General features: G+C 57.7%; 12 protein-coding genes and 1 tRNA gene. 6 read left to right on the top strand and 7 right to left on the bottom strand.

All coding sequences use genetic code 11. The features are described 5' to 3' along the window. Nucleotide 1 precedes the first annotated feature (1 nt). The 4 genes from B9Z41_RS00305 to B9Z41_RS00320 all read right to left on the bottom strand — a co-directional run bounded on the left by B9Z41_RS00305 (nucleotide 2) and on the right by B9Z41_RS00320 (nucleotide 4107). On the bottom strand, nucleotides 2-2269 hold the full coding sequence (locus tag B9Z41_RS00305) for a bifunctional (p)ppGpp synthetase/guanosine-3',5'-bis(diphosphate) 3'-pyrophosphohydrolase (RefSeq protein WP_100143859.1): 2268 nt from the start codon (nucleotides 2267-2269) through the stop codon (nucleotides 2-4). A 70-nt stretch (nucleotides 2270-2339) separates the two neighbouring features. Continuing rightward, nucleotides 2340-2543, bottom strand: coding sequence for a DNA-directed RNA polymerase subunit omega (gene rpoZ, locus B9Z41_RS00310; protein WP_100145025.1), 204 nt, complete (start codon nucleotides 2541-2543; stop codon nucleotides 2340-2342). 20 nt (nucleotides 2544-2563) lie between these two features. Next, nucleotides 2564-3187, bottom strand: coding sequence for a guanylate kinase (gene gmk / locus B9Z41_RS00315; protein ID WP_100143861.1), 624 nt, complete (start codon nucleotides 3185-3187; stop codon nucleotides 2564-2566). Next, on the bottom strand, nucleotides 3187-4107 hold the full coding sequence (locus B9Z41_RS00320) for a YicC/YloC family endoribonuclease (protein WP_100143863.1): 921 nt from the start codon (nucleotides 4105-4107) through the stop codon (nucleotides 3187-3189). The genes gmk and B9Z41_RS00320 overlap by 1 nt, the downstream gene beginning before the upstream one ends. Nucleotides 4108-4214: 107 nt before the next feature. Here B9Z41_RS00320 and rph point away from each other — a divergent pair, with 107 nt between their 5' ends. From rph to B9Z41_RS00350, 6 genes are all read left to right on the top strand, one after another. Beyond that, a complete protein-coding gene (gene rph, locus B9Z41_RS00325) occupies nucleotides 4215-4949 on the top strand; it encodes a ribonuclease PH (protein WP_100145027.1) in 735 nt (244 codons plus the stop codon). 16 nt (nucleotides 4950-4965) lie between these two features. Then, nucleotides 4966-5577, top strand: coding sequence for an RdgB/HAM1 family non-canonical purine NTP pyrophosphatase (rdgB, locus tag B9Z41_RS00330; protein WP_100145029.1), 612 nt, complete (start codon nucleotides 4966-4968; stop codon nucleotides 5575-5577). Further along, nucleotides 5574-6797, top strand: coding sequence for a radical SAM family heme chaperone HemW (gene hemW, locus B9Z41_RS00335; protein ID WP_100143865.1), 1224 nt, complete (start codon nucleotides 5574-5576; stop codon nucleotides 6795-6797). Before rdgB ends, hemW begins: the two co-directional genes overlap by 4 nt. 57 nt (nucleotides 6798-6854) lie before the next feature. Next, nucleotides 6855-6944: transfer RNA gene (locus B9Z41_RS00340), tRNA-Ser, on the top strand. A gap of 63 nt (nucleotides 6945-7007) precedes the next feature. Then, a complete protein-coding gene (locus B9Z41_RS00345; protein WP_100143867.1) occupies nucleotides 7008-7904 on the top strand; it encodes a recombination-associated protein RdgC in 897 nt (298 codons plus the stop codon). A 27-nt stretch (nucleotides 7905-7931) separates the two neighbouring features. Then, nucleotides 7932-8585 carry a trimeric intracellular cation channel family protein gene (locus tag B9Z41_RS00350; protein WP_100143869.1) on the top strand — a complete coding sequence of 218 codons (654 nt, stop codon included), beginning with the start codon at nucleotides 7932-7934 and terminating at the stop codon, nucleotides 8583-8585. 41 nt (nucleotides 8586-8626) lie between these two features. On the opposite strand, the gene B9Z41_RS00355 is transcribed toward B9Z41_RS00350, so the two are convergent. The 3 genes from B9Z41_RS00355 to B9Z41_RS00365 are packed head-to-tail and all read right to left on the bottom strand — an operon-like array spanning nucleotide 8627 to nucleotide 11461. After that, a complete protein-coding gene (locus B9Z41_RS00355) occupies nucleotides 8627-9580 on the bottom strand; it encodes a tripartite tricarboxylate transporter substrate binding protein (protein ID WP_100143871.1) in 954 nt (317 codons plus the stop codon). A gap of 15 nt (nucleotides 9581-9595) precedes the next feature. Next, complete coding sequence (locus B9Z41_RS00360) at nucleotides 9596-10672, bottom strand: amidohydrolase family protein (RefSeq protein ID WP_100143873.1); 1077 nt, start codon at nucleotides 10670-10672, stop codon at nucleotides 9596-9598. Between the two features lie 3 nt (nucleotides 10673-10675). Next, entirely contained in the window at nucleotides 10676-11461 is a 786-nt protein-coding gene (locus tag B9Z41_RS00365; protein WP_100143875.1) for a fumarylacetoacetate hydrolase family protein, read from the bottom strand. Nucleotides 11462-11476 lie beyond the last annotated feature (15 nt).

Raw genomic sequence — 11476 nt, forward strand, 5'->3', positions numbered from 1 at the left:
TTCAGGCTTCGCGGTCCACGCCCGACACCACCCGTTGCGCCTGCATGACAGACGGCAAGCGTCGCAAGCTGCGCAGCACGGTGTCTAAGTGTTCGGTGTCGCGCACCGAAATCACAAAGCGCAAATCGGTGGCTTCTTGGCCACTCACCTCATCGGCCATGTTCACCAGCGTGATGTCGGCCTCCGCATTGGCAATGGCAGCTGCCACCCGTGCCAACACACCCTTGCCATTGCCGACGGTCACCACAATGGCGACTTCAAAATTGCGCGTGGGCTCTTCAGCCCATTCCACGGCAATGAATCGCTCACTGTCTTTGTGTTTGAGCCGCTGCCCCACGCCACATTCGTGGGTGTGCACCACCAGGCCTTCACCACGACCCAAATAACCCAAAATCGCATCGCCTGGAATGGGGCGACAGCAGGGTGCATATTGCACCGAAGCATTCTCACTGCCATCCACCACCACGCCACCTTGCGACACATTTTCATGTGCGGTGAAACGCTCACGGCTCATGAGCAGGGCGTCAGGTTTTTGTCCGGCTTCGGACAGCAGCGTGGCCAAACGCTTGGCCACAATGCTGGCCACGCGTTTGCCCAGGCCGATATCGACCAACAACTCATCTTGAGTTTTGCTGCCCGTAAAGCGCAGTAACTTGTCCCACATCACTTGGTGTGAGGCATCCACCGCAGGCATTTGCTCAATGCCTTCAGCACGCAGCGCTTGCGCGAGCAATTTTTGCCCCAGTTGCTGTGACTCCACCTGTGCCATGGTTTTGAGGTGATGGCGAATTTTCGAGCGTGCTCTGCCTGTGCGAACAAAGCCTAACCAGGCTGGGTTAGGCGCAGCCACGGTAGAGGTGATGACTTCCACCACGTCGCCGTTGCGCAGTTCTGTACGAAGCGGGACTTGCGCACCGTTGACCTTGGCGGCCATGGTGCGATCGCCCACGTCGCTGTGCACCGCATAGGCAAAGTCCACCACCGTCGCACCACGCGGCATGGCCATGATGCGGCTCTTGGGCGTGAACACATACACCGCATCGGGGAACAGATCAACCTTGACGTGGTCCCAAAATTCGGTGGCATCGCGCGTCTCATCTTGGATGTCGAGCAAGGACTGCAACCACTTGTTGCCCAAGTTGCTGCTACTGTCTTGTGCGGAACCATTGGCCTTGTAGAGCCAATGTGCGGCCACGCCAGACTCTGCCACCAAATGCATGCCCTCGGTGCGCATTTGAAATTCCACATTCAAACCAGAAGGCCCCACCAAGGTGGTGTGCAGTGATTGGTAGCCATTGAGCTTGGCAATCGCGATGTGGTCTTTGAATTTACCTGGAACCGGTTTGTACAACTGGTGCAACACGCCCAACGCGGTGTAGCAGTCGGTCACATCGGGCAGGATGAGTCGAAAGCCATAAATGTCGGTGACTTGAGCAAAACTCAGATTCTTCTCGCTCATCTTTTTGTAGATGGAGTAGAGCGTTTTCTCGCGTCCAGAAATGCGCACTTTCAAACCCGCTTTGGCAAACGCGGCTTCGACTTCTTGCTGCACACGCTGCATCAGGTCGCGGCGGCGATGGCGGGCTTTTTGCACCGCTTTGCTGAGCACTTTGTGGCGCCATGGCAGCAGATGTTTGAATGCCAGCTCTTGCAGTTCGCGGTAGGTTTGGTTCAAGCCTAAGCGGTGGGCAATGGGGGCGTAGATCTCCAGTGTTTCACTTGAAATACGACCCCACTTGCTGCGCGGCATATCGCCCATGGTGCGCATGTTGTGGCTGCGGTCGGCCAGTTTGACCAATATCACGCGGACATCGCGGGCCATCGCCAACAACATCTTGCGAAACGACTCCGCTTGGTTCTCTTCGCGTGTATTGAATTCGAGCTTTTCAAGCTTGGTCAATCCGTCCACCAAGTCGGCCACCTGGATGCCGAAGCGCTCGATCAAATCGGTCTTGGTGATGCCGCAGTCTTCCATCGCGTCATGCAACAACGCAGCGGACAAGGCTTGCGCATCCAGCTTCCACTCGGCGCATTGCGCCGCTACCGCGATGGGGTGGGTGATGTAGGGCTCGCCGCTGTTGCGCAATTGGCCGAGGTGGGCTTCGTCGGCATAGCGGTAAGCACGGCGGACTTGATCCAGACCTTCGGCGTTGAGATAGCCCAGTTTTTCAGTCAGCGCAGCAAAGCTTGCAGCCGCTGCATTGGCGGCTGCTTTGTGGTTGCCCGCAGGGCTTGTCACCACAGGGGAGAAAGGGTTGGCCGAGCTCATAGGCAACACTGTACCCGCAATGAAAAAAGCACCGACTGAGCGGTGCTTTTGGGGGCAGATGAAACGCTGATCAACCTGGAACTTTTTTCAGCATTTCCAAGCCAATCTGGCCTGCTGCAATTTCGCGCAAAGCGGTCACGCCTGGTTTGTTTTTGCTCTCAACTTTGGCCGTGTGGCCTTGGCTGAGCATGCGAGCGCGGTAAGTGGCGCACAGCACCAATTGAAAGCGGTTAGGAATCTGCTCAAGACAGTCTTCAACGGTGATGCGTGCCATGTGGATGCTCCAGAAATCGGTCAAATGAGATTCAAGGCTTCAAAGATGTCAGCCCGTGCCCGGCGTTGGGCCGGGTATTTGAGTCGCTGTGCATGCACGATCGCTTTCAGGTCGAACAAGGCGCGCTCAAACAATTCATTGATTATAACGTAGTCAAATTCTTGCACCTTGGCCATTTCCTCGGCCGCATTACGCAGGCGCAAGGCAATCACTTCAGGGGCGTCCTCGCCACGGTTGTGCAAGCGCGATTTGAGTTCTTCCCAGCTGGGCGGCAAGATGAAGATCAACACCGCATTGGTAAAGATTTTCTTGATCTGAATGGCTCCTTGAAAGTCAATTTCAAGCACCACATCCGCGCCTTGGGCAATGCGGTCTTCAATGGCTTTGCGTGACGTGCCGTAGCGCTGTCCGTGCACGTGGGCCCACTCTAGAAAAGAGTTGGAGGCGACCATTTGGTCAAATTCAGGGGCAGAGACAAAGAAGTACTCTCGGCCGTGTTTTTCTTGTCCGCGCGGTGCCCGCGTGGTGTGTGAGACCGAGGGGCGCACTTGCGCGTCAAGCTCCATCAAGGCTTTGACCAAGCTCGATTTGCCAGCGCCACTGGGTGCTGCGACCACAAAAAGGTTGCCAGGAAAGTTGTCCATCATTCGAGGTTCTGTACTTGTTCGCGGAGTTGTTCAATCAGCACCTTCATGTCCACCGAGATGCGGGTCATCTCCATGGTGGCCGATTTGGAGCCCAGTGTATTGGCCTCGCGGTGCAACTCTTGAATTAAGAAATCGAGCCGTTTGCCGATGCCTTCTGATTTGCCACCTTGGTCCAGCAGGGCATCCATTTCTTCAAAATGAGATACCAGACGTGTCAACTCTTCGGCCACGTCAATGCGAATGGCAAAGGCGGTGGCTTCGGTCAACGCGCGGTCTTGTGCGGCCTCGGGCAGGGTTGCCCCATCGGCCAGGGCCATAGCTTCGCGCCAGCGTTCCAAAAATCGCAGCCGTTGTTGTTCCACCAATTGAGGGACCAAGGGCGCGGCCTGTTGCGCCAGCACACGCAGCTGACTCAGGCGTTCACGCAGGGTTTCGCTCAGGCGTGCGCCCTCGCGTTCGCGTGCGTCGCTGAGCTGTTTGAGCGTTGTTTTGGCCAACTTCAGCAGGGTGGGGCCAATGTCGGCAGGGGCGGTGTTTTGTGAGGTGCTCAAGCGCAGCACATCGGCCACCGACAAGGGGTTGGCTTTGGGCAACCAAGAATGCACCGTGTCTTGTAAAGCGGACAAGCGCTGCAAAAGCTGTGGGGTGGGGGCTCCCAAAGTGTTGTCGCTGCTGGACTCGATGTTGGCGCGCACCTCCACCTTGCCGCGCTTGAGGTGCTTCATCACCAATTCACGCAAAGCGGCCTCGTGGGGTCGCAGCTCCTCGGGCACTTTGAAGCTCAGATCTAGAAATCGGCTGTTGACCGAACGGATCTCAAGCCCCAAACGCAGGGCAGGGCTGGCAGAGGTGTCGGCGGTGTCGGGGTGCAGCTCGGCTTGCGCGCTGGCATAACCCGTCATGCTGTAAATGGCCATGGTGTGAGGAGTAAGAGCAAAGAACGATTATCTCAGTACCTCAGCCGGATATCGGGATTGCCCGACAATTGACAGTTATTGATGACCCCCAACGATTGTTTTTGACCATGACTTCTACGCTCCCTGCATCCCGTCACACCCGCGCTGCCGACCAACTGCGCCCCGTGCGCATCACCCGCCACTACACCATGCACGCCGAGGGCTCGGTGCTGATTGAGTTTGGTCACACCAAAGTGCTGTGCACGGCATCGGTCGAAGAAAAAGTGCCTGGCCACAAAAAAGGCAGCGGCGAGGGCTGGGTGACAGCTGAATATGGCATGTTGCCGCGCGCCACCCACACGCGCAGTGACCGCGAAGCTGCACGGGGCAAACAATCAGGCCGCACCCAAGAAATTCAACGCCTGATTGGTCGCTCCATGCGTGCGGTGTTTGATCTCAAAAAACTCGGTGAGCGCACCATTCACCTTGATTGCGACGTGTTGCAAGCCGACGGCGGCACACGCACGGCCAGCATCACCGGGGCTTTTGTGGCGGCGCAAGACGCGGTCAACACCCTCATCGCCTCGGGCAAGCTCACCGAAAGCCCGATCACCCAGGGCGTCGCGGCCATCTCTGTCGGCATGTTGGGCGATTTGCCCTTGCTTGATTTGGAATACACCGAAGACTCCAGCTGTGACACCGACATGAACGTGGTGATGACCAGCGCCGGGCATTACGTGGAAGTGCAGGGCACGGCCGAAGGCCTGCCATTCACCCGCGAGCAAATGAATGCCTTGCTGGCCTTGGCTGAAAAAGGCATTGGCGAGCTGATCGCTATGCAACAAGAAGCTCTGCACGCCTGATCGCACCATGGCAATCATGAAGCAAATCGTTTTGGCATCCAACAACCAAGGCAAGCTCGCCGAATTGCAAGCCATGTTCGCTCCTTTGGGTGTTGAGCTGGTGCGCCAAGCCGATCTGGGCGTGGGGGAGGCGGAGGAGCCGTTTCACACCTTTGTGGAGAACGCACTGGCCAAAGCACGCCATGCGTCGCGTGTCAGTGGCTTGCCCGCGCTGGCCGACGATGCGGGCTTGTGTGTTGACGCCTTTGGCGGCTTGCCAGGTGTGCAAACTGCCTACTACGCCACCCGGTTTGGTTACGACAAGGGCGATGACAACAATGTGCGCGCCTTGCTCGAGCAAATGGCGCAGGTCGACAACCGCCGTGCTGCCTTGGTCAGCACCTTGGTGGCGGTGCGTCACCCCGATGACCCGGAACCTTTGATCGCTGTGGGCCGCGCTGTGGGCGAAATCACACGTGCGCCCATGGGCCGCAACGGCTTTGGGTTTGACCCCATCATGTATATCCCCCGCTTCGGCAAAACCTTTGCCGAACTGCCCGTGGATGTGAAAAATGCCAACAGCCATCGCGGCCAAGCGGCGCAGCAGATGCTGGCCTTGATGCGTGAACGTTGGTTTTCACCTGCATGAGCACAGACATTCAGCACCTCATGCGTCCTGGCACGCTGTCATTGAGCAGCCTGCCGCCGTTGTCTGTGTACGTGCACTTGCCTTGGTGTTTGAAGAAGTGCCCCTACTGCGACTTCAACTCGCACGAATGGTCAAAGGGGGGGGTAGACAGCTTGCCCGAGCAGCGTTACTTGGACGCCTTGTGTGCCGACTTGGAGAGTGCCTTGCCCCTGATTTGGGGTCGCAGCGTGCACAGCATCTTCATTGGTGGCGGCACGCCCAGTTTGTTTTCGCCTGCGGCCATTGAGCGCTTGATCAGCGACTTACGGGCGCGTTTGCGTTTGGAAGCCGATTGCGAGATCACGCTGGAGGCCAACCCGGGCACCTTTGAGAAAGACCGTTTCAGGGCCTTTCGTGCCGCCGGTGTGACCCGCTTGTCGGTGGGGGTGCAAAGCTTCAACGACACGCATTTGCAAGCCTTGGGTCGGGTCCATAACCGTGCCCAGGCGATTGCAGCGCTGGAAGAGGCCGCCAGCGCTTTTGACACCTTCAACCTTGACCTGATGTATGCCTTGCCGGGTCAAACCTTGACGCAGTTGGACGAAGATTTGGACACGGCGCTGTCGCTGTCGCCGCCGCATCTGTCGGTCTATCACCTGACCATTGAGCCCAACACGGTCTTTGCTAAGTTCCCGCCCCAAGTGCCTGAGGACGATGAGGCCTACGCCATGCTCGACCGCATCACCGAGCGCACCGCCGCTGCAGGCTTGCATCGCTACGAAGTGTCGGCCTATGCCCAACCCAACCACCGCTGCTGGCACAACCTGAATTACTGGCAGTTTGGTGACTATCTCGGCGTGGGGGCAGGCGCTCACAGCAAACTCAGCTTTGCGCACCGTGTGCTGCGCCAAGTGCGCAACCGCGACCCGCGCTTGTACATGGACCACGCTTTGGATGCCACACGCGCTGAACGTGCCGTGGCACAGAGCACCGAGGTGGCACGCAGCGAATTGCCGTTTGAGTTCATGCTCAATGCATTGCGCTTACGTCACGGGTTTTCCTTGGCCGATTTCACCGAGCGCACAGGCTTGCCCGTGACCGCGATTCAAGCCGCTCTGGCCGAGGCCGAGGCCAAAGGCTTGGTGACCCGCGACTTTCAGCGCGTGGTGCCCACCGAGCGGGGCTTTGACTTTTTGAGTGATTTGCAGTCTTTGTTTTTACCGGCAGACAACGACTCTTGAACGCGCCATCAAAAATGCCCTCAAAGGGCATTTACAATATGCGCTGAAATTCAACTCGGAAGCGTGGCAGAGCGGTTGAATGCACCGGTCTTGAAAACCGGCGAGGGTGTGAGCCCTCCGTGAGTTCGAATCTCACCGCTTCCGCCACATACAGTCCCCAGTGCCGCCACGGCACTGGGGATTTTCTTTTTGCGTAGACAAAGGCAAGACGTGTTCAAAAATGTGATCGTGTATCGGGTGGGTGAGGGCTGGGCTCCCACCTTGGCGCAAATCGAAGACAGCCTGGACGCCGAGCGTTTTGTGCCCTGCGGTGCCAGCCAAGAGAAATCAGTGGGTTGGGTGGAGCCACGTGGTGAAGCGCATGGCCCTTTGGTGGAGTCGGTGGCGGGTCAGCTGATTTTGAAACTCAAAATTGAAACCAAATCCGTGCCGGGTTCGGTGGTCACGCGCAAAGCCAAAGAGCGCAGTGCGCACATTGAAACCACCACGGGGCGTAAACCGGGCAAGAAAGAACTGCGTGAGATCAAGGACGACGTGCGCATGTCGCTCATGCCTCTGGCATTCACCAAAGAGTCGTCCGTGGTGGTGTGGATCGACCCTGCTGCTCGCTTGCTGATGATCGATGCCGGCAGTCAGGCCAAAGCCGACGAGGTGGTCACGTTGCTGGTCACGTCCTTGGCGGGATTGAGTGTGACCTTGCTCAACACCCACATGTCCCCGCAAGCGGCCATGACGGCCTGGTTGATCTCGCAAGAGCCACCGCCCGGCTTCAGTGTGGACCGTGAATGCGAACTCAAGGCTGCTGACGAGTCCAAGTCGGTGGTGCGTTATGTGCGCCATCCGCTTGATACGCAAGAGGTCAAGCAATACGTGGAAGGCGGCAAGTTGCCCACACGCTTGGCCCTGACGTGGGACAGCCGCGTGTCTTTTGTGTTGACCGAGGCCTTGCAGTTGAAGAAAGTGGCTTTTTTGGATGTGGTGTTTGAAGGCACCTCGGCTGAAAAAGACGAAGGCTTTGACGCCGATGTGGCGATCGCCACAGGGGAGTTGTGCAAACTCTTGCCGGACTTGTTCGAAGCTTTGGGCGGCGAGATGGTGGTGGCTTAACGCCACCCGCGAGAAGGAGATGGGGTGATGGACCGATTGATCACACAAACTTTTTCCAATGTGCAAACCGGCATCGAGGTGGCCGCCACCTTGGCTTTTGCGCTGTCGGGTGTGATGGAGGCCGCGCGCAAAAAGCTCGATGCCGTCGGGGTGACCGTGGTGGCCAGCGTGGCCGCGTTTGGTGGTGGCACTTTGCGCGATGTGTTGTTGGACCGTCGACCCCTGTTTTGGATGGAGCACTCGTGGTACGTCTGGTTGGTGCTGGGTTTGTGCATTGCCGCCATGTGGTTGATGCGGGCCAAGCACTTTCGCCCGACCTTGCAATCGATCCAGTGGCCCGACGCGCTGGGTTTGGGCCTGTTTGCGGCCAGTGGCACCCAGATTGCTTTGGGCCTGAACATGCCAGCATTGATTGCCGTTTTGATGGGTGTGATCACTGCCACCTTTGGTGGCGTGCTGCGTGACATCGTGTGCAATGAAATTCCTACCGCCTTCAGCGACCACCATCCGTATGCGGTGTGTGCTTTTGCTGGTGGTTGGTTGGTCGTGGGATTGCAGGCGCTCGCGGTGGATGCGACTTTGAGCTTGGCTTGCGGGGCAGGCTTGGCCACCCTCACGCGTTTAGCCGCTTTGCATTGGGGCTGGCAGTTGCCCGAGTGGAAAGTAGACGACGAGAACTGACCCTCAGGTCTCGTCGCCACAGTGCCCAGCTTGGGCAGAGCTTATTCGGCCACGATGCCCTTGAGTTGAATCACGCGGCCCCAGCGTGGGTAGTCTTTGGCCACGATGGCGCCGAGCTCTTCAGGCGTGGAGTGGCTTGCATCCAAGCCAGCGCGGCTGAAGATGTCTTTCACCGCTTGCTGTTGCAAGATGCTGGCGAAGTCACTGCTGAGTTTGTTGACGGTTGCAGCTGGTGTTTTGACCGGCACAAAGAAGGCGTACCAGAGGTCCACATCAATTTCTTTGTAGCCCAGCTCCAAGAAGGTGGGCACGTCTGCTGCCACCGGGTGACGTTTGGGGCTGCCCACCGCCAGCGCGTTGAGCTTGCCGGACTTCACAAAACCTTGGGCCACGTGGATGGGCAAAAAGCCCACCATCAACTCGCCAGCCAGCAAGTCTTGGGTGTAGCCCGCTGTGCCACGGTAAGGCACGTGCAACATGAACGCCTTGGTCTCCAGCTTGAACAGCTCCATGGCCATGTGGTGGGGTGTGCCCACGCCGGGTGAACCAAAGGTGATGAACCCCGGCTTGGCACGCGAGATGGCCACCAGGTCTTTGACCGTTTTGATACCTGTGCTTGGGTGTGCCACCAGCATCAAAGTGCCGTAGGCACCCATGGAGACGGGTGCAAAGTCTTTCACAGGGTTGTAGCTGGTGGTCTTGTAGAGTTGTGAGGCCATCAGCATGGTGTTGGCACCCATGAGAATGGTGTTGCCATCTGCCGCTGACTTGGCCACAAACTCGGCGCCAATGTTGCCACTGGCCCCCGGCATGTTTTGCACCACCACGGGTAGTCCCAGTTTTTCAGCCAGACGTGGTTGCACGGTGCGGGCAATGGTGTCCATGCCCGTGCCGGGCGTGAATGGCACGATGATTTTGACGGTGGTGTTGCTACCCTGAGCCCAGACCTGAACCGCAAAAAGGCAAGCCACGCACGTAAGCAGAAAACGTTTCATGAAGTCTCCTCCGGATCAAGCGCCTGCTTTGGGCGTTGGAATTTTGAACAAGGCTTGCGCGTTGGTTTGGAAGAACTTCTTCTTGGTGGTGGGGTTCATGTCCATGCCATCCAGCGCGTTCACCTCGTCAATGGCGTATTGGTAAGGGTAGTCCATGGCGTACAGCACACGGTCTTCACTCAGCACGCTCTGTGTGAACTCAATCGCCTTAGGCCAAGCCATGCCGCTGTTGGTGATGTGGAAGTTCTCACGCAGGTAGTCGCTGGGTTTGCGTTTGAGCGGCTGAACCATGGGGTAACGGTTTGAGCGCACCGTGGCAGCGTGCATGTAGTCGAGTCGGTAAGCCCAAAACGGTAGGGCTTCACCCATGTGGCCCAAGATGATTTGCAGTTTGGGGAAACGATCAAACACGCCGGAGGTGATCAAACGCAACGCATGCAGGCCGGTCTCGACGCCAAAGCCATACACCGCGCCGTCGAGACCCGCTTCTAGAAAGGGGCCAATCATGTTGGCTGGGGGCGTGTTGGGATGCAGGTAAATCGGCGTGTCGTGTGCCTGGGCTGCTTCAAAGATTTCCCAGAACTTTTGGTCTGACAGATATTCACCGTGGGTGTGTGAGTTGATCACCACCGAGTTCATGCCCAGTTCGTTCACGCCACGCTGGATTTCTTTGGCAGCTTCGGCCGGGTCTTGGGGTGCTACCGCAATCATGCCGACAAAGCGGTCAGGATGGCGACGCACGCCCTCGGCCAATTCGTCGTTGGCGACTTTGGCAAACGACACGGCCAAGTCACGGTCCATGGCTTGTACGCCAGGGGAGGTGAGCGCAATCACTTGCATGTCAATGCCGGCATCGTCCATGTGGCCGATACGCACTTGGTCCAAGTCCACCAAGCAACGCATGATGTGTTGGGCCCGTTCGCTGGGGCTGCTCATGTAAAAGCCCATCAGGCTTTGGAAGCCTGGGTCGACATGCGGTTGCTTCAGGATGTTGCGGTAGATGTCGAGCATCTCAGAAGGGCAAAACGCTTCTTCAGTCGCGATGCGCAGGTAAGGGGCTTTGCCAGGTTTTTGCAGATTTTTGTGTGTCATGGTTTAAACAATGTTGACGCTGAGGTTGGGTAAGCCGTCGATGTGCATTTCAATCACATCGCCACGCACCACCGGTCCGACGTTTTCGGGGGTGCCTGAGTAAATGATGTCGCCCGGGAACAGCTCAAACGCTTCCGACAGTTGGGCGATTTGCTCTGCCACCGACCAAATCATTTGGTTCAGGTTGGCTTTTTGTTTGGTTTGACCGTTGACTTTGAGCCAAATCTCGCCTTGGGTGAAGTGCCCGGTCTGTGCCACTTTGTGCACCGCACCAATGGGGGCTGATTTGTCAAAGCTCTTGCCGATTTCCCAGGGCTTTTTCTGGTCGCCCATGAAGCGTTGCAAGTCGCGTCGCGTCATGTCCAGACCCAGGGTGTAGCCATACACTAGGTCTAAGGCCTTAGCCACTGGAATGTTGCGGCCACCTTTGCCCAACACGGCCACGAGCTCTGCTTCGTAGTGGTAGTTTTTGGTCAGGGGCGGGTAGGGGTGCTGACCCACTGTGCCGCTGGCTACGTATTGAATGGCATCGGTGGGTTTTTGAAAGAAGAAGGGGGGTTCACGCGTCGGGTCTGAGCCCATTTCACGGGCATGTGCGGCGTAGTTGCGGCCAATGCAGTAGATGCGACGCACTGGGAACATTTCGTCTGAACCGACGATGGGGATGTACACCGCAGGCACGGCAAACGGTGTTTTGGGTTGCTGTTGCGCGATGCCGGGTGTGGCACAGCCGACCAAGGCACCGGTGGTGACCAAGGCTGAGTTCTGGAAGAAGTGACGACGGTCCATGCGAGTCTCCTGGGT

The organism is Limnohabitans sp. JirII-31, assembly GCF_002778315.1.
Lineage (GTDB): Bacteria > Pseudomonadota > Gammaproteobacteria > Burkholderiales > Burkholderiaceae_C > Limnohabitans.